The 18,357-nt window shown below is 59.4% G+C and carries 14 protein-coding genes and 1 riboswitch; of the genes, 4 read left to right on the top strand and 10 right to left on the bottom strand.

Going from position 1 to position 18,357, the window contains the following annotated elements:
- Positions 1-24: 24 nt before the first annotated feature.
- The 3 genes from AB8B33_RS20145 (at position 25) to AB8B33_RS20155 (ending at position 4,387) form a co-directional block, all read left to right on the top strand.
- Positions 25-1,029 (top strand): Gfo/Idh/MocA family protein, encoded by a 1,005-nt coding sequence (locus AB8B33_RS20145; RefSeq protein WP_439016669.1) that lies wholly within the window; start codon positions 25-27, stop codon positions 1,027-1,029.
- Between the two features lie 10 nt (positions 1,030-1,039).
- Positions 1,040-2,038, top strand: a complete 999-nt coding sequence (locus AB8B33_RS20150) for a LacI family DNA-binding transcriptional regulator (RefSeq protein ID WP_007820370.1) — start codon at positions 1,040-1,042, stop codon at positions 2,036-2,038.
- Positions 2,039-2,143: 105 nt separating this feature from the next.
- Complete coding sequence (locus tag AB8B33_RS20155) at positions 2,144-4,387, top strand: glycoside hydrolase family 2 protein (RefSeq protein ID WP_439016670.1); 2,244 nt, start codon at positions 2,144-2,146, stop codon at positions 4,385-4,387.
- A 108-nt stretch (positions 4,388-4,495) separates the two neighbouring features.
- Here AB8B33_RS20155 and AB8B33_RS20160 read toward each other — a convergent pair whose 3' ends face one another.
- From AB8B33_RS20160 to AB8B33_RS20175, 4 genes are all read right to left on the bottom strand, one after another.
- Positions 4,496-5,611 carry an ABC transporter ATP-binding protein gene (locus AB8B33_RS20160; protein WP_439016671.1) on the bottom strand — a complete coding sequence of 372 codons (1,116 nt, stop codon included), beginning with the start codon at positions 5,609-5,611 and terminating at the stop codon, positions 4,496-4,498.
- Between the two features lie 3 nt (positions 5,612-5,614).
- Positions 5,615-6,562 carry a carbohydrate ABC transporter permease gene (locus AB8B33_RS20165; RefSeq protein WP_439016672.1) on the bottom strand — a complete coding sequence of 316 codons (948 nt, stop codon included), beginning with the start codon at positions 6,560-6,562 and terminating at the stop codon, positions 5,615-5,617.
- Positions 6,559-7,512 (bottom strand): carbohydrate ABC transporter permease, encoded by a 954-nt coding sequence (locus AB8B33_RS20170; protein WP_439016673.1) that lies wholly within the window; start codon positions 7,510-7,512, stop codon positions 6,559-6,561. The genes AB8B33_RS20165 and AB8B33_RS20170 overlap by 4 nt, the downstream gene beginning before the upstream one ends.
- Positions 7,513-7,588: 76 nt before the next feature.
- Positions 7,589-8,848, bottom strand: coding sequence for an ABC transporter substrate-binding protein (locus AB8B33_RS20175; RefSeq protein WP_439016674.1), 1,260 nt, complete (start codon positions 8,846-8,848; stop codon positions 7,589-7,591).
- A gap of 314 nt (positions 8,849-9,162) precedes the next feature.
- On the opposite strand from AB8B33_RS20175, the gene AB8B33_RS20180 reads away from it, so the two are divergent.
- Positions 9,163-10,215, top strand: coding sequence for a LacI family transcriptional regulator (locus tag AB8B33_RS20180; protein ID WP_113325407.1), 1,053 nt, complete (start codon positions 9,163-9,165; stop codon positions 10,213-10,215).
- A gap of 2 nt (positions 10,216-10,217) precedes the next feature.
- Here the strand turns inward: AB8B33_RS20180 and AB8B33_RS20185 are convergent, their stop codons facing one another.
- The 6 genes from AB8B33_RS20185 to metE all read right to left on the bottom strand — a co-directional run bounded on the left by AB8B33_RS20185 (position 10,218) and on the right by metE (position 18,339).
- Positions 10,218-11,465 carry an adenylate/guanylate cyclase domain-containing protein gene (locus AB8B33_RS20185; protein ID WP_113325408.1) on the bottom strand — a complete coding sequence of 416 codons (1,248 nt, stop codon included), beginning with the start codon at positions 11,463-11,465 and terminating at the stop codon, positions 10,218-10,220.
- 93 nt (positions 11,466-11,558) lie between these two features.
- A complete protein-coding gene (nrdF, locus tag AB8B33_RS20190; RefSeq protein WP_439016676.1) occupies positions 11,559-12,533 on the bottom strand; it encodes a class 1b ribonucleoside-diphosphate reductase subunit beta in 975 nt (324 codons plus the stop codon).
- Between the two features lie 16 nt (positions 12,534-12,549).
- Positions 12,550-14,718 carry a class 1b ribonucleoside-diphosphate reductase subunit alpha gene (nrdE, locus tag AB8B33_RS20195; RefSeq protein WP_439016677.1) on the bottom strand — a complete coding sequence of 723 codons (2,169 nt, stop codon included), beginning with the start codon at positions 14,716-14,718 and terminating at the stop codon, positions 12,550-12,552.
- Positions 14,697-15,110, bottom strand: coding sequence for a class Ib ribonucleoside-diphosphate reductase assembly flavoprotein NrdI (gene nrdI, locus AB8B33_RS20200; protein WP_439016678.1), 414 nt, complete (start codon positions 15,108-15,110; stop codon positions 14,697-14,699). Before nrdI ends, nrdE begins: the two co-directional genes overlap by 22 nt.
- A 13-nt stretch (positions 15,111-15,123) precedes the next feature.
- On the bottom strand, positions 15,124-15,345 hold the full coding sequence (gene nrdH / locus AB8B33_RS20205; RefSeq protein WP_007820342.1) for a glutaredoxin-like protein NrdH: 222 nt from the start codon (positions 15,343-15,345) through the stop codon (positions 15,124-15,126).
- A gap of 265 nt (positions 15,346-15,610) precedes the next feature.
- Positions 15,611-15,838, bottom strand: a riboswitch (cobalamin riboswitch).
- A 176-nt stretch (positions 15,839-16,014) separates the two neighbouring features.
- A complete protein-coding gene (gene metE, locus AB8B33_RS20210) occupies positions 16,015-18,339 on the bottom strand; it encodes a 5-methyltetrahydropteroyltriglutamate--homocysteine S-methyltransferase (protein ID WP_439016679.1) in 2,325 nt (774 codons plus the stop codon).
- Between the last annotated feature and the right edge of the window lie 18 nt (positions 18,340-18,357).

Below are 18,357 nucleotides of genomic sequence, written 5' to 3' on the forward strand. Positions count from 1 at the left end.
ACAACGATATCAGGGAGGATTTCGATGTCTCAGAAATTGCGCCTCGGCGTCATCGGCGCCGGCTTGAAAGCGGCTGAATATGCAGAGAGCTGGGCAAGGATGCCGGAAATTGAATTCGCAGCACTCGCCGACACCAGCGAAGCCTCCCGCAAGCGCCTGATTGACGTCTGCACGGCGGCCGGCGCGCCGGAGCCGAAGGGCTTCGCCGATTACCGGGATCTGCTCACAAAATGCCGCGACGAACTCGACATCATCTATGTCTCGACCCCGCACGCTTCCCATGCCGAGCAGGCAACGGCCGTTGCCGAAGCCGGCCTCGATCTCTTCCTTGAAAAGCCGATGGTGACCACGGTCGCCGAGGCCGAGACGCTGATCGCGGCACAGAAGAAGTGCGGCGTGACAATCGTCACCGCCTTCCAGGGCGGCCTCTCACCACTAGTGCTCGACACCCGCAAACGCGCTCTGTCAGGCGAATTCGGTGAACTGATCGCCATCTCCGGAATGATCTGGGAAAGCTGGTCTTCGAACTATGACGGGCACTGGAAGCAGCAGCCCGAAATCTCCGGCGGCGGCTTCATGTTCGATACCGGCGCGCACATGATGAACACCGTCTGCCTGCTCGCCAATTCCGATTTCGACAGCGTCTCCGCCTATATGAACAACCACGGCAAAAAGGTAGATATCGCCACCGCCGTCTCCGCCCGGCTGAAGAACGGCGCGCTGGCGACGCTGACGGCCGCCGGTGAAGGCCCTCCCGGCTGCGCCTCCTACATCACCTTCTTCTATTCGAAGGCGATCGTGCGCATCGACGCCTGGGGCGGCTGGCGTGAAATCAGCATAGGGCGCACCAGCGAACCGCGTGAAGAGGCCGAGATTCTCGGCAATCCCATGAAGAATTTCCTCGCCATCCGCGCCGGAACGATGGAAAACTCCGGCTCCGTTGAAATGGGTCTCAGATTCGCTAGGCTCTGGGATGCAATCAAGGAATCGGCAGCGGCCGACGGCGTACCCGTCAGGATCACCGCATAGGCGCAAGACGATGAGCGGAACGAACAGACGGCGGATCACCTCGAAGGAACTGGCGAAACTCGCCGGCGTCTCCTCGGCAACGATATCGAGGGCCTTTTCGCCGGATTCGAGGATCGGCAGCGCCACGCGTGACCGCATCCTCGCCGTCGCCCGTGAATATGGCTATCAGCCGAACGCGATCGCCCGTTCCCTCAACAACCAGCGTTCGCGCCTCGTCGCGCTCGTCGTCAACGCCATCGGCAACCCCTGCGAGGCCGAGGAGCAGCAGCTTCTCGTCCATCGCCTGCAGGCCCGCCAGCTCCTGCCCATCATTCTCTGCTGCGCCGATCATTCGGATCGGCTGCAGCTCATGCGGCTTGCCTCGACCTACCAGGTGGATCACGTCGTCATCTTCTCAGACATGGTGTCCATGCAGGACGCCGTCGACATCTTCCACACGACGAAGCCGATTATCGTTTCCTTCGAGCCGCTGGAAAACGAGGATGTCTCCAACATCCGCATCGATGGCGCGGTCGGCGCTGGCGAGATCATCGACAAGATCGTCGGCGACGGAAAACGGCGCTTCGCCTATCTCTCCGGCACCAAGTCGAGCTGGATCGACAAGCTACGCCGCAAGTGGTTTGCCGACGCTCTGGCGCGTCACGGCCTTGCCTTCGAAGCGGAAGCCTTCGGCGATTATTCCTACGATTCCGGCTTCAAGGAGGCCGTTCTCTTGCTGCACCGTTCCAAGGTCGATGCCATCATCTGCGGCAACGACGTGATGGCGATCGGCGCGCGCGATGCCGCCCGCCGCGTGCTTGGAAAGAATACGCCTGAGGATATCGCCATCGTCGGCCAGGATGGCATTGCCATGGCCGCCTGGGACTGCAACGACCTGACGACGCTGAGCCTCGACCACGTGGCCTTCATGGACGCGGTCGTCGAGGTGATCGAACGCCATGAGGCCGGCGATGAAGGCCCGCACAGCATTACGCTTGCCTGCACACCCCGCTGGGGTTCAACCGCCTGAGGGGCGACTCCAGTCATTCGCATCGAGGAGGAATATCGATGATCACCCTTTCACGCGCCGCGGCCAGGCGCCGCCCCTCCCCTGCCGCTTGCCGGGGAGCCTGAGATGCGTTCCGTCGTTTCCCTCAACGAATCCTGGAGCTTCCACGAAGGCTTTGGCCAGCGCCTGACCGAGGCTTTCGACGGCGACCATATGGTCAGCCTGCCGCATACGGCTGTCGAGCTGCCGTTCAACTATTTCGACGAGAAACGCTATCAGCGCGCCTTCACCTATCAGAAGGTGCTGCGCTGGCTGCCGGAATTCGAAGGCCGTGAAGTCTCCATCCTCTTCGATGGTGCCATGGCCGACAGCGTCGTTTACCTGAACGGCGAAGAGATCATTGCCCATAAGGACGGCTATACGCCCTTCGAAGCCCGCCTGACCGGCAAACTCGTCAAGGGCGAGAACCTGATCACGGTCAAGATCGACGGCAGCGAGAACCCCGCCATCCCGCCCTTCGGCGGTCGCATCGACTACCTCACCTATGCTGGCGTCTATCGCGACGTCTGGCTGAAGGTCACCGACAAAGTCTCCATCCGCAATCTCAAGATCGAGACACATGACGTTCTGTCCGACATGAAGTCGGCCACGGTCCGCGTTGATGTCGCCAATCCGCAGAGCCTGACCTATGCCGCGACCGTTACGGCCTCGCTGAAGGGTGCCGATGGTATCGTGCTCGCAAGTGCTGCCGGTGAAACGATCGGCTCCGTGACGACGCTCTCGTTCGGCGGACTGACGGGCATCGAACTGTGGGACCTGTCAAACCCGGCGCTCTACGAAGTTGTCGTTGATCTCAGAACCGAACATGGCTCGGACAGGGCATCCGCCCATTTCGGCTTCCGCACCGCCAAATTCACGCCGGAAGGCTTCCTGCTCAATGGCCGGTCCGTGAAGCTTCAGGGCCTCAACCGCCATCAGGCCTACCCTTATATCGGTTATGCAGCCGGCCGCTCCGCACAGGAGCGTGACGCCGACATCATGAAAAAGGTGCTGAAGTGCAATATCGTGCGCACTTCGCACTATCCGCAGTCGAAATGGTTCCTCGACCAGTGTGACCGCATCGGCCTGCTCGTCTTTGAAGAAATCCCCGGCTGGCAGCATATCGGCGATCTCGATTGGCAGAGAGAGTCCGTCGAAAACGTTCGCCGCATGATCGAGCGCGACTGGAATCACCCCTCGATCATCATCTGGGGCGTGCGCATCAACGAGTCGCTCGACAGCCACGACTTCTATACTGCGACCAACCGGCTGGCCCATGAGCTCGATTCCACGCGCCAGACTGGCGGCGTTCGCTACCTGACCGAAAGCGAGCTTCTGGAAGACGTCTATACGATGAACGACTTCATCCTGGGCAATGAGGAACTGCCGGGTGCCAACCGCCCGCGCACGGCGCTGCGCGGCCAGCAAGAAAATACCGGCCTCTCCTACAAGGTCCCCTACATCATCACCGAATTCAACGGCCACATGCATCCGACCAAGATGCATGATGCCGAGCAGCGCCAGGCCGAGCATGTGCGCCGCCACCTGGAAGTGCTGAACGCTGCTTACGGCGACCCCGATATTTCGGGCGCGATCGGCTGGTGCATGTTCGACTACAATACCCACAAGGATTTCGGCTCCGGCGACCGCATCTGCTATCACGGCGTCATGGACATGTTCCGCGAACCGAAATTCGCGGCATACGCCTATGCCAGCCAGTGCGACCCCTCAGATGAAATCATCATGAAGCCGGTCACGTTCTGGGCGCGCGGCGAACGCAGCATCGGCGGTGTGCTGCCGCTGATCATCCTGACCAACTGTGACGAGGTTGAGCTGAAATACGGCTCGCTGACCAAGCGCATCGGTCCGGATCGCGAGAACTATCCGCACCTGCCGCATCCACCCGTCGTGCTCGACCATCGCCATTTCACCCAGGATGAACTCGGCCGCTGGGGTCTGGAATGGATCGACGGTGAATTCACCGGCTTCATCGACGGAGAGCCCGTGGCCAGACTGACGCTGGCAGCCGATCCGCTGCCGACCGCACTGGAAGTCGCGCCCGACAGCACCACGCTGAAGGCCCGCGAACGCGACACGACCCGTGTCATTATCCGCGCGCTCGACCAGCGCGGCCAGCGCCTGCCCTTCCTGAACGATGCTGTAACGCTGACGGTCAAAGGCCCTGCCAAGATTGTCGGTCCGACGACCGTACCGCTCCAGGGCGGCACGACGGGCTTCTGGCTGGAAGCAACCGGCTTGACAGGCGAAATCACGGTCGAAGCGACATCGAGCCACTTCGCACCGGTAACGCTTTCGGTGGCGGCCGTCTGACGGCCGACAGAGCATTTCCGTTTTTCTTCGAATTACGGAAATGCTCTGCCTTTTTGCTTTCACGCAATTCGGGACGCAAAACCGCTGCACACTTTTGCTGGAATTGCTCTACGCGATCCTGAGCTGGCTGGCAGGATCGAAGAACACCGCCTTGTCGAGATTGAAGGCAAGGCGGGTGTTCTGACCAGGCAGAATGCCGGTATCCGCTCCAAGGCGCGCCACCACCGACTTGCCGCCGAGCTTGGTGACGGCAAACGTATCCGAACCGGCCGGTTCCACGACTTCGATAGCGCAGTCGCCATGAACGACCGACTTCGCCTTGCGGTCGGCCCCGTCAGGGTCCGTCAATGCTTCGGGACGAATGCCGAAGATCACCTGCTTGCCCGCGTAGCCGGTAAGGCTGTTACTGCCCGAATTGACCGGTAGCTTCAACGGCTCGGCATTGGGCCGCTCCAGCGAGACCTGCAAGCCGCCGTCGCCGTTTTCGACGGTCGCGTTGAGCAGGTTCATCGCCGGCGAGCCCATGAAGTCTGCTACGAAGACATTGGCCGGGCTGTTGTAGATTTCCGCCGGCGTACCGAACTGCTGCAGCACGCCGTCCTTCAGCACCGCGATCTTCGTCGCCAGCGTCATCGCCTCGATCTGGTCATGAGTGACGTAGACGATCGTCGTTCCCATGCGCTGGTGCAGGCGCTTGATTTCCGTGCGCATATCAACGCGCAGCTTCGCATCCAGGTTGGAGAGCGGCTCGTCGAACAGGAACACTTGCGGATTGCGCACCAGCGCGCGGCCCATTGCCACGCGCTGCCGCTGGCCACCGGAAAGCTGCGAAGGCTTTCGATCCAGGAGATGGCCGATCTGCAGCATGTCGGAGACCTGCTTGATCGCCTTCTCGCGCTCATCCTTCGGCACACCGCGAATTTCCATGCCGAAGGCGATATTGCCGGCCACGGTCATGTTCGGATAGAGCGCGTAGCTCTGGAATACCATGGCGATATCGCGCTTGGACGGGTGCAAACCGTTGATGGAGCGGCCATCGATGCGGATCTCACCCGAAGTGATCGCTTCCAGCCCGGCGATGGTGTTGAGCAGCGTGGACTTGCCACAGCCGGACGGGCCGACCAGCACCAGGAAGCCACCCTTTTCGAGTTCCAGGTCGATCCCCTTGAGAATGTCGACGGCGCCGAAGCGCTTTTTGAGACCGGAAATTTCAAGGAAAGCCATGGATCACCCTTTGACGGCGCCCGCCATCAGACCACGCACGAAATAGCGGCCGGCGAGGATATAGACGATGAGCGTAGGAACGGCCGCGATCATCGCCGCAGCCATGTTGACATTATATTCGACCACGCCGGTCGAGGTATTGACGACGTTGTTGAGCGCCACCGTCATCGGCATGGAGTCACCCGTACCGGCATAGGCCGAGGCGAAGAGGAAGTCGTTCCAGATATTAGTGAACTGGTAGATGACCGTCACCACGATTATCGGCAGCGAATTCGGCAGCATGATACGGCGAAAGATCTGAAAGAAGCTCGCGCCATCGACCTGCGCGGCCTTCACAAGTTCCGTCGGAAAGGCCTCATAGAAATTGCGGAAGAACAGTGTCGTGAAGCCGAGACCGTAGACGACATGCACGAAAACCAGGTTGACCGTCGGATTGCCGAAGCCGAAGCTGAAACCGGTCGCGTTCTGAAGCGTCATGCCGAAGCGGCCGAGTGCGCCGAGAATGGTCGCCATCGGCAGCAGCACCGACTGGAACGGAATGAAGCAGGCAAACAGCATCAGGCCGAAAACCAGCGTATCGCCGGGAAACCGCCACTTGGTCAGCACATAACCGTTGAGCGCGCCGAGAACGGTCGAGATCGCGACAGCCGGCACGACCATCTTGATCGAGTTCCAGAAATAGCCCTTGATGCCGGCACAGGTAAGACCGACGCAGGTCTCCCCCCAGGCCTTGAGCCAGGGATCAAGCGTCGGTGACTGCGGCAGCGCCAGCATATTTCCGTTCTGGATCTCGTCCATGGTCTTGAACGAGGTGGTGAGCATGACGAAGAGCGGCATCAGGTAGAGAACGGCGAAGATCAGCAGCAGGCCGTAGATGATGACGCGGCCAATCCAGCGGCCGCCATTGCCGCCATGCGTGCGCGCGATATCGGAAGAGGTCACGCTGCTCATCGCGCCTTCTCCTTCAGTTCGGAATAGAGATAGGGAACGATGATCGCCGAGATGGTCATCAGCATGATGATGGCGCTTGCAGAACCGACAGCCATTTCATTCCGCTTAAACGTGTATTCATACATGAAATTGGAAGGCAGCCACGCCGAGCCACCGGGCCCGCCGGAGGTCAGCGCCACCACGAGGTCGTAGGACTTGATCGCCATATGGGCGAGCACGATGAAGGCGGAGAGGAAGATCGGCCGCAGCAGCGGAATGACGATGCGCCGGTAGAGCTGGAACGGTGTGGCGCCATCGATCTGCGCCGCTTTCATGATCTCACCGTCGATGCCCCGCAAGCCCGCGAGGAACATCGCCATGACGAAGCCGGAAGCCTGCCAGACACCGGCGATGACGACGGTGTAGATGACGAAGTCCTTGTTCTTGATCCAATCGAAGTGAAAGCTCGTCCAGCCGAGATGATGCAGCGTCTGCTCCAGGCCGAGGCCCGGATCGAGGAACCATTTCCAGGCAACACCGGTCACGATGAAGGACAGCGCCATAGGATAGAGAAAGATCGGCCGCAGCACGCCTTCGCCGCGAATCTTCTGGTCGAGAAGGATCGCCAACAGCAGCCCGAGCCCGAGGCAGATGAAGATATAGAGGAAACCGAAGATCCCCATATTGGTGATCGACGTGTACCACGAGGACGGCGGATCGCTCTCGAAGGTCCAGCGCCAGAGGCGCTGATAGGCACGCGCGCCCGTGATTGCATAGGATGGAAAGGTCTTGGAATTGGTGAAGGAGAGATAGGCCGTCCAGACGATGAAGCCATAGACGAAGATCACGGTGATCAAGAAACTCGGCGCCAATACGATCTTCGGCAGAGCGTCCTGCAGCCGGCCGCGAATAGACGAGCGGGTTGAAGACTTCGACGTCAGGACCGGATCCGTGGTCGCAACTGTACTCATGTGGTCATCTCCTCCCCGCACCGCAGGGGCTGTGGCTTCCCCGCAAGAGTGCGGGAAAGCCTTGGTCGGTGGAATATTAGCGAGCGTCGTCAATTGCCTTGACGAGTTCTTCGACGGCCTGGTCGGACGTCTTGATCTGGCCATGGACGAACTTGGTCACTACATCCTTATAGGCGTTGGCGATCGCCGGAGGCGCGCCATAGCCCTGGGCGAGCGAGCCAAACAGGGTGCCCTTCTCGTTGGCAGCGGCAAGATCGGCTATGCCCTTCTTACCGCAAGCATCGAAGTCGGTGTCCGGAACGTCGGTACGCGCCGGAACCGAGCCCTTGACGACGTTGAAGGCCGACTGGAAACTTTTCGACAAGGTGGCGGTGGCAAGTGCTGCCTGTGCTGCCTTGCGGTCGTCAGATACGTTGAACATGCCGAACATATCGGAATTGTAGACGACGCTGCCGTCGGTGCCGGGGAAGCGGTAGCACAGGAAATCGGTGCCGGCGGCCATGTTGGCAGCCTTGAATTCGCCCTTGGCCCAGTCACCCATCACCTGCACTAGTGCATCACCCTTGATGACCATGCCGGTCGCTTGATTCCACTGACGACCGGAAAAATTCGGGTCGACATAGGTGATCAGCTTGCCCAGACTATCGAACGACTTCTTCATCGTGTCGGACTTCAGCGACTCCTCGTCGAGATCGTTCATCGCCTTCTTGTAGAATTCAGGCCCGCCGGTCGACAGCACGACCGAGTCGAACATGGTTGCTTCCTGCCAGTTCTCACCGCCAAGGGCGAGCGGAATGACGCCGGCCGCCTTGGCTTTGTCGAGCAACGCAATCAGGTCGTCGAAGGTCTTCGGCTCGGTGCCGCCGATCTTGTCCATGACGGCCTTGTTGATCCACAGCCAGTTGACCGAGTGGACATTGACCGGCACCGCCACCCATTTGCCATCATAAACGGTGAACTTCTGCAGGGCGGCAGGAACCGCCTTGTCCCAGCCTTCCTTGACGGCGATGTCGGTGATGTCGCCCATCGTGCCGGCTGCGGCATAGTCCAGCACGGTATAGCCGAGCATCTGCGAGGCGGTCGGCGGATTACCGGCAGCCACCATCGCCTTCAGCGCGACCATGGCGGGGTCGCCGCCACCACCGGCAACCGGCACGTCCTTCCAGGCAAAGCCTTCCTTAGAAAGGTCCTGCTTCAGCACGTTAAGCGCCGCGGCTTCACCGCCTGATGTCCACCAGTGCAGCATCTGAACTTCCTTGACGTCAGCCGCGTGAGCGCTGCCGAAACCAGCCATCATCACGACAGCAAGAGCTGCCGAGCTCAAAAACTTGCGCATGAATATCCTCCCGTTCGTAAGTGGCGGCGAGACCCACCTCGGCCGCCACGATGTCTTCCGCCGTGAGGGCGGCTAAACACCACACTACACCGCACCTCCCAGCGCGGTTAACAATTTAAAACGTTATAAACGCGGTCACGTCAAGTCCTTCCTCGACTCCCGAGAAAAATATGATTAGTCCGATAAATATTGATTTTATTTGCCTTTTTTCTGATCGCCTAAGAAACTGTAAAAATTTAAATCGTTTGCATTGATTGATTGCGTGCCGGTTTCATCGTGTTATTGTAGCCGCGATCCAGCACGGAATGTCCCCAGTGACCGAATCGTCCCAACTGCAACGCGGTGAAAATCCGGATGGTGCGCAAAAGCGCGGCAAGCCGACCTTGCGTACCATCGCGACATTGACCGGTCTTGCGGTGACGACGGTTTCGCGCGCACTCAGCGACGCGCCGCAAATATCAGTTGAGACTCGCGAGCGCGTCCATCGCATTGCCCGCGAGATCGGCTACCTGCCGGACCGCGCCGCCCAGCGCCTCAAGACAGGCCGCACCAACGTCATCAGCATTCTTCTCGACCCGCATCAGGAAGTGGTCGGCTTCGGCACGGCCATTATGTACGGCATCGCCAAGGTGCTGAAAGAGACATCCTATCACCTCGTCGTCGCCCCGAACTTCCTGTCGACGACGGATCTCGAAGCGGCAGAATATATCGTCCGCAACAATTTCGCAGACGGCCTGATCTTCACGCGGACGGAACCCTTCGATGCGAGGGTGCGGATGCTGCAGGAGGTCGGCTTTCCCTTCGTGTCCCACGGGCGCACCGAATTTTCGACGCCGCATCCCTACGTCGATTACGACAATTATGCTTTCGCCTATGAAGCCACGCGGCGCCTGATCGCCAAGGGCAGGAAGAAGGTTACGGTCATCATGCCGCCGAAGCGGCTGACCTTCAGCCAGCACATCCTTCATGGCTTCATGACCGCCGTGCGCGAGGCAGGCGTCGCCTACGAGATATCGGAAGCGGTCACGCTCGATTCACCGGCCAACGAGATCAGGGATTTCTTCCGCGCCCGCGCCGCAGCCCCCGATGTTCCCGATGGCTTTGTCTGCCCGGGCGAGGTTTCCGCGCTGGCGCTTGTCAGTGCCATGGGCGATGCGGGCCACGTCCTGGCGGAGGACTATGATATCGTTGCTAAGGAGACGTCACATCTCCTCACGCATCTTCAGCCGAAGATCGAAACCATCTACGAGGATCTGGTCGAGGCAGGCGAACATCTCGGCCAGATGCTTCTCCAGCGCATCAGCAATCCGGCAGCGGAGAGCCAGAGCCTGCTCCTGCCACCGCAGATCAATTTTCCGGTGGCCTAAGCCTAAGCCGCGTCACGACCGTTTATCGGCTTCTCGCGGAAGGCAAAGACGTCGACCGGCTCTCCGAGCCCGCGCAGCGGAAAGGTGCCGAGATTGTCCATCTCTTCAGTGCAGGTCGCCATCTCAACGAAAGCGCGCGACAGAAGCACCGGCCGCTTGACCTCCTTGGTCAAGGTTTCAAGCCGCGAGGCGACGTTGACTGCTGGGCCGATGACGGTGAAATCCAGCCGCCGACGCGAACCGATATTGCCGTACATGACGTCGCCGACGTGGACGCCGACGCCGTAGCGCAGCGGATCACGTCCCAAACGCTGATGTTGCTCATTCAGTTTCGCCATCGCCTCCTGCCCTTCACGGATCGCCGTCAGCAGATCCTCGCAGGCCGAAGGCTTCGACAGCGGGAAGATAGCAAGCAGTCCGTCACCCATGAATTTCAGGATTTCGCCTCCATGCCGCTCGATCGGATCGGACATGGCATCGAAATAGTCGTTGAGCAACTGGATCACGTCATCGCGCGGCCAGAGATCGGAGATCGCCGTGAAATCGCGCAGGTCGCAGATCATGATCGCCGCGCCGACGGTCGTGCCGCTGCCGCGGGTGATGACGCCGGAGAGAATCTGTTCGCTCGCATGCGGCCCGACATAAGTCTGCAGCAGCGTGCGCGCCATGATGTTCTTGAGCCGGATCTCGCTGACGAGAGTGAGAGCCGGCAGCAGATCGCGCAGGAAATCCACGTGTTCGCCGGTAAAACCGCCTGGCCTATTGGTGGAGAACGTAACGACGTGGCGCTTGTCGAACGTATGATCGATCGGCCAGGCGATATATTCGGAATAGCCGTCGTCGCGCAGTTCCTGGTAGAAGGGATAGTCGTCGCCCTCCCATAAATCCTCAAGGTTCTTCCGCACCTCGTTGGCGCCTTTGTGGATCTCGTTGACCGGGCTATTGAGGAATTGCGGCGTGGTTTCCACCCCGTAAGCAAAGGTGTCGATCTTTGCCTCTTCCATGCCTTCCACCCACAGGATGCGAGCGCCGATCCATTGCGGATGGTTCGTGCGGAAATGCAAGCTCGACCGGTTCACCGGCACGCCGGCTGCCAGCAGCCGCTTGCACATCTCCACCAGGATATTGTCGATGAAACGCTCGTTGCGGGTCTCGTTGATCAGCCAATCGAGAATTCGGCGCCTGCGGATTGGCCAGACGCCTTCGGCAGCTTCACTTGCCGGATCAGTCGCTTCGAAAGAGGGCCTCATAAAAAACTCCCGCTACGCCACATTCAACGAATACACCGCGCTGAATGTGGGCGATAGCGGACCGAATGATAAGAGGCTTCGTAAAGATAAACCTCAGAAATCCCAGTCTTCGTCCTCGGTCGCCACCGCCTTGCCGATGACATAGGAGGAGCCGGAGCCCGAGAAGAAGTCATGGTTCTCATCGGCATTCGGCGAAAGCGCAGACAGGATCGCCGGATTGACCTTGCAGGCGTCAGCCGGGAACAGCGCCTCATAGCCGAGGTTCATCAGCGCCTTGTTGGCGTTGTAATGCAGGAACTTCTTGACGTCCTCGGTCAGCCCGACGCCGTCATAGAGCGCTTCGGTATATTTCGCTTCGTTGTCGTAGAGCTCGAGCAGCAGGTCGAAGGCAAAATCCTTGATCTCCTGGCGTCGCTCTCCGGAAAGCTTTTCAAGTCCGCGCTGGAACTTGTAGCCGATATAATAGCCGTGCACGGCCTCGTCGCGGATGATGAGGCGGATCATGTCGGCCGTGTTGGTGAGCTTGGCGCGGCTCGACCAGTACATCGGCAGATAGAAGCCGGAATAGAAGAGGAAGCTTTCGAGGAAGACGCTCGCAACCTTCTTCTTCAGGGGATCGCCGGAAGCATAATGCTCCATGATCAGCGCCGACTTCTTCTGCAGGAATTCGTTCTCTTCAGACCAGCGATAGGCATCGTCGACATCGGGCGTCAGGCAGAGCGTCGAGAAGATCGAGGAATAGGAGCGCGCATGCACCGCCTCCATGAAGGAGATGTTGGAGAGCACCGCTTCCTCATGCGGCGTTGCCGCATCGGCCATCAGCTTCACCGAGCCGACACCGTTCTGGATCGTATCGAGCAGAGTCAGCCCGGTGAAGACGCGGATCGTCAGCTGCTGCTCGGCCGGCGTCAGTGTCCCCCAGGAGGGAATGTCGTTCGACAGCGGCACCTTTTCCGGCAGCCAGAAATTGCCGGTCAGACGGTTCCAGACTTCGAGATCCTTGTCGTCCTCGATACGGTTCCAGTTGATGGCGCGCACGCGGCTGACCGGTTTGAATTGCATGTTCATCATTATCTCCGGTCGTTTAAAGCGTGCAGGATACGCAGCCCTGCACCTCGGTGCCGGACAGCGCCATCTGGCGAAGGCGGATGTAGTAGATCGTCTTGATGCCCTTCTTCCAGGCATAGATCTGGGCGCGGTTGATGTCGCGCGTCGTTGCCGTGTCGCGGAAGAACAGCGTCAGCGACAGGCCCTGATCGACATGTTGGGTAGCCGCAGCATAGGTATCGATGATCTTGTCTGGCCCGATCTCGTAGGCATCCTGATAGTAGTCGAGATTGTCGTTGGTCATGAACGGCGCCGGATAATAGACGCGGCCGATCTTGCCTTCCTTGCGGATCTCGATCTTCGAGACGATCGGATGGATCGAGGAAGTCGAGTGGTTGATATAGGAAATCGAGCCCGTCGGCGGCACCGCCTGCAGGTTCTGGTTATAGAGGCCGGAGGCCATCACGGCCTTCTTCAGCTCCAGCCAGTCTTCCTGCGTCGGGATATGAATGCCGGCACCGTCGAAAAGCGCCTGAACCTTCTCGGTCGCCGGCTTCCATCCCTGCTCGGTATATTTGTCGAAATATTCGCCAGAGGCATATTTCGAATTCTCGAAGCCCTTGAAGCCCGCACCACGCTCGACCGCCAGACGGTTGGAGGCGCGCAGCGCGTGATAGGTCACCGTGTAGAAATAGATATTGGTGAAATCGACGCCCTCTTCCGAACCGTAATGGATGCGCTCGCGGGCGAGGTATCCATGCAGGTTCATCTGGCCAAGGCCGATCGCGTGGCTGTCGTCATTGCCCTTCTCGATCGAAGGTACGGATGAGATGTGGCTCATGTCAGAAACGGCCGTCAGCGCGCGGATCGAGGTCTCGATCGTCTTGCCAAAATCGGCCGAATCCATAGCCATGGCGATATTCAGCGAGCCGAGATTGCACGAGATATCCTTGCCCATCACCTTGTAGGAAAGGTCGTCGTTGAAGGTGCTCGCTTCGCTGACCTGCAGGATTTCAGAGCAGAGATTGCTCATGCTGATGCGGCCGGCGATCGGGTTTGCCCGGTTCACCGTGTCTTCGAACATGATGTAGGGATAACCGCTCTCGAACTGGATTTCGGCAATCACCTGGAAGAATTCGCGCGCCTTGATCTTCTTCTTGGTGATACGGGCATCCGCCACCATCTCGCGATACTTCTCCGTCACCGATATCTCGGTGAAGGGCACGCCATAGACCCGTTCCACGTCGTAGGGCGAGAAGAGGTACATATCCTCATTGTTCTTGGCGAGCTCGAAAGTGATGTCGGGCACGACGACGCCGAGCGACAGCGTCTTGATACGGATCTTCTCGTCAGCATTTTCGCGCTTGGTATCAAGGAAGCGCATGATGTCAGGGTGATGGGCGTTGAGATAAACGGCACCCGCACCCTGCCGAGCACCGAGCTGGTTGGCATAGGAGAACGAGTCTTCGAGCAGCTTCATGACGGGGATGATGCCGGAAGACTGGTTTTCGATCTGCTTGATTGGCGCGCCAGCCTCGCGGATGTTCGTCAGCGATAGCGCCACGCCACCGCCGCGCTTGGAAAGCTGCAGCGCCGAATTGATGGAGCGGCCGATCGATTCCATATTGTCTTCGACACGCAGCAGAAAGCACGAGACGAGCTCGCCGCGCTGCTTCTTGCCGGCATTGAGGAAAGTCGGCGTTGCCGGCTGGAAGCGGCCGGTGATGATCTCTTCGACCAGATCACGGGCAAGCTGCTCATTGCCTTCGGCAAGTGCCAACGCCACCATGCAGATGCGATCTTCATAGCGCTCCAGATAGCGCTTTCCGTCGAAGGTCTTCAGCGTGTAGCTGGTGTAATATTTGAAGGCGCCGAGGAAAGTCGGGAAACGGAACTTCTTGGCATAGGCCTCGTCGAACAGGTCGCGGACGAAGTTGAAGGAATACTGGTCGAGCACTTCCTGCTCGTAATAGCCTTCGGTCACCAGATAATCGAGCTTCTCCCGGAGATTATGGAAGAACACCGTGTTCTGGTTCACGTGCTGCAGGAAATACTGCTTGGCCGCCATGCGGTCCTTGTCGAGCTGGATCTTGCCCTGCTCGTCATAGAGGTTCAGCATCGCGTTCAGCGCGTGATAATCCAGCGCGTCCGCTGCCTTTAGCGGTTTTGCGCCCGCATCTCGCTTCAAATTTGTTCCTGTGTCCAAAATCGTCCCATCCCGTCTTTGACATTGGCGACATCCTCGGCAGTCCCCAGAAGCTCGAACCGGTAGAGGTAAGGCACCTGGCATTTCTGCGAGATCACGTCGCCGGCAAGCCCATAGGTCTCGCCGAAATTGCTGTTGCCCGCAGCAATGACGCCACGGATGTTGGAGCGGTTTTCCGCATCGTTGAGGAAACGGATCACCTGCTTGGGCACGGCTCCCTTTACGATCCCGGGGCCGCCATCCCCGCAATAGGTGGGCGAGATCAGCACATAGGGTTCGCGAATGTGGATGTCCTCAACGCCTACGGGAATGCGCGCCGCGCGCAGTCCCAGCTTCTCGACGAAACGATGGGTATTCTCAGACCGGCTGGAATAATAGACGATCAGGCCCACCGCTCTTCTCCGATCAGGAGAGCGCGCTGATCATATCGGGACGGAAGCCCGCCCAGTGGTTCTCGCCGGCAACGACGACCGGAACCTGCATGTAGCCCATGCCGCGAACGCGATCGAGCGCGTCGGCATCCTCGGAGATATCGATGATCTGATAGTCGACGCCCAGGCGGTCGAGGGCGCGATATGTGGCGGTGCACTGAACGCAGGCAGGCTTGCTGTAAACGGTAACGCTCATCATGTTCCTCGTGATGTCAATGGATTCCGGACGCAGAACTAGGATCGGGCGCCTTGCGGCGTCCGGGGTAACGCTCGATATTGATCTGGCAAAGTTGGCGTTTTACACGCCGGATTCGATCCCTCGCGGGATTTGCGCGGGCGGCGGCTTTGATGCTCTCGACATGACTTCAACCCCGAAGTGCTCATGCGGACTTCCGGGGGCAGCGCAACAGGTGCGGATTTGATCCGCCTCACATATACGCGACCTTCCGGACACCCCGCCCGTGGACGTTTCGTTCAAGGCAGGTCTCCTGGCTCGCGGGTCGAAGCACCCTGCCCCCAGCCTTCCCAAAGCGTCATGCCTCAGTGACCTGAAATCGGACAGTTGCTCGCCGCTTACAGTTGCGGGGGCAGCTCCGGCCTTGTTTTGCCATCATGGCAAACCGCACCGTATTCCCGTCTTAGCCTGCGATCCCTAGCGAATCGAAGGAACCTTGAACACTAGATATAGTACTCGAATCGGAGTTGGCGTCAACGGATGGTTTGTGCGTCGCGTTACGGCATATTTGAAATTGCTACATTCCTGTGAAAAACGTGGTTAACGAATGCTTAAAGAAAGTAGGCTGTGGAGAAGGCCCCAATGAAGAGAGCCGGCCTATAGCCGGCTCTCTGATTTTCGACTCCAGGTTCAGGCCCGAATCGTCGATGCGGCATGTCGTAATATTCGGGCGGCAGCGACCATGTTGACGAGCGCCGGGCGAACCTCTTCCCACCTGCGCGTCTTCAATCCGCAATCCGGATTGATCCAGAGCTGCCCGTCCGTCAGACGCTCGCGCGCCAGCGTCAGGAGCTCCGTCATCTCCTCGACATCAGGAACGCGCGGCGAATGGATGTCGTAGACGCCGGGGCCGATCTCGTTCGGATATTTGTAGCTACGGAAGGCCTCCAGCAGTTCCATCTTCGAACGTGACGTCTCGATGGAGATCACATCGGCATCCATCGCCGCGATGGCATCGATGATCTGGTTGAACTCCGAATAGCACATATGCGTATGGATCTGCGTTTCGTCCGCCACGCCGGAGGCGCATAGGCGGAAACTCTCGACGGCCCAGTCGAGATAGGTCTTCCAGTCGGCCTTGCGCAGCGGCAGGCCCTCGCGCAGCGCCGCCTCGTCGATCTGGATCATTGCCGCACCGGCCCTTTCGAGATCGAGCACCTCGTCGCGGATCGCCAGCGCGATCTGCCGGCTGACGTCGGCGCGAGAGAGATCGTCGCGCACGAAGGACCAGTTGAGGATCGTCACCGGCCCGGTCAGCATGCCCTTCACGGGCTTCTCCGTCAGCGACTGCGCATAGCGCCACCACTCGACTGTCATCGGCTTCGGCCGGGAGACGTCCCCGAAGATAACAGGCGGTCGGACGTAACGGGAGCCATAGCTCTGCACCCAGGCATGTTGAGTGAAGGCGAAGCCGGAAAGCTGCTCACCGAAATACTGCACCATGTCATTGCGTTCGAATTCGCCGTGGACAAGCACGTCGAGGCCGATTTCCTCCTGCCAGCGGATCGCCGCTTCGGTCTCCTTTTTCAGAAAGGCATCATAATCCGCCTCGCTGATCGTGCCCTTGGTGAAAGCGGAGCGGGACTTTCGAACATCTGATGTCTGCGGGAAGGAGCCGATCGTCGTCGTCGGGAACAGCGGCAGGCGAAGCTTACGCTCCTGCAGTCCGGTCCGCTCGGCAAAATCGCTGCTGCGTGTCTTCATCGCCTCGTCGATCGCGGCAACCCGCTGTCTGACCTTCAGATCATGTACGCGCGTAGATGCGGCGCGCGATGCAACGGCCTGCGAGGCTGCCGCAATCACCTGGGAGGCCTTGCCGGCATCGCCGAGCGCTGCGATCTCCTCAAGCTTCTGGGCAGCGAAGGCGAGCCATGATTTCAGCTCACCATCCAGCCCGCTCTCCAGTTCCAGATCGATCGGCACGTGCAGCAGCGAGCAGGACGGCGCGATCTGTAGCCGGTCCGCACCAAAGTGCTGGACAAGCGGCTCGATCCTCTCCCGGATCGCCGCAAGGTCTGCCTTCCAGATATTGCGCCCGTCGATGACGCCAAGCGAAAATGTCAGATCGCTGGGTGCCTTGAAAAGGGCATCGATCTGCTGTGGAGCGCGAACGAGATCGACATGCAGGCCGGCAACCGGGAGCGAGAGCGCCGTCGGCAGATTGTCGCCGATCGCGCCGAAATAGGTGGCGACCATGATCTTCAGGTCGGGCACCAATTCATGCAGCGCACGATAGGTATGCTGCAGTGCTGCCTGCTCTTCCTGTGAAAGATCGAGCACGAAGCAAGGTTCGTCGATCTGCACCCAGTCGACACCGGCTGCACGAAGTTCTGCCAGTACTTTTGTATAAACAGGCAACAAGCGTGCAAGCAGGTCAATCGGCGCAAAACCTTCTTCGCTTCCCTTGGCGAGTTTCAGGAAGGTAACCGGACCGAGGATGACCGGCCGGGTATGGATGCCAAGTGTCTTGGCCTCGACGAAGGCATCAAGTGGCTTGTTCGCCGTCAGGGCAAAGGTCTGATCGGGGCCGAGTTCCGGCACCATGTAGTGGTAGTTCGTGTCGAACCATTTCGTCATTTCGAGCGCCGGCGCGCCATGCCCGTGATGGTGCTGATGGCCGCAATCGACATGCGCCTCTTCGCCGGTGGAGCCGCGCGCCATCGCGAAATAGGTGTCGAGAGAAACTTGCCCGCCCTTCCAGCCATAGGCGGCGGGAATGGCGCCGACCATGACCGCCGTGTCGAGCACATGGTCGTAAAGCGAGAAATCGTTCGAGGGGATGACGTCGATCCCCTTCTGCTTCTGCAGGAGCCAGTTTTCCGCCCGCAGCCGCTTCGCGACATCGAGAAGCGCGCCGGCATCGGATTTGCCGGCCCAGTAGCTCTCCAGTGCGAATTTGAGTTCGCGATGCTTTCCGATCCTGGGAAAGCCGAGATTTGCAGTCTTGATAGTCATTTTCCTTACCCCGAAGGT

Source organism: Rhizobium sp. 768_B6_N1_8 (assembly GCF_051811225.1).
In the GTDB taxonomy this organism is placed as follows: domain Bacteria; phylum Pseudomonadota; class Alphaproteobacteria; order Rhizobiales; family Rhizobiaceae; genus Rhizobium.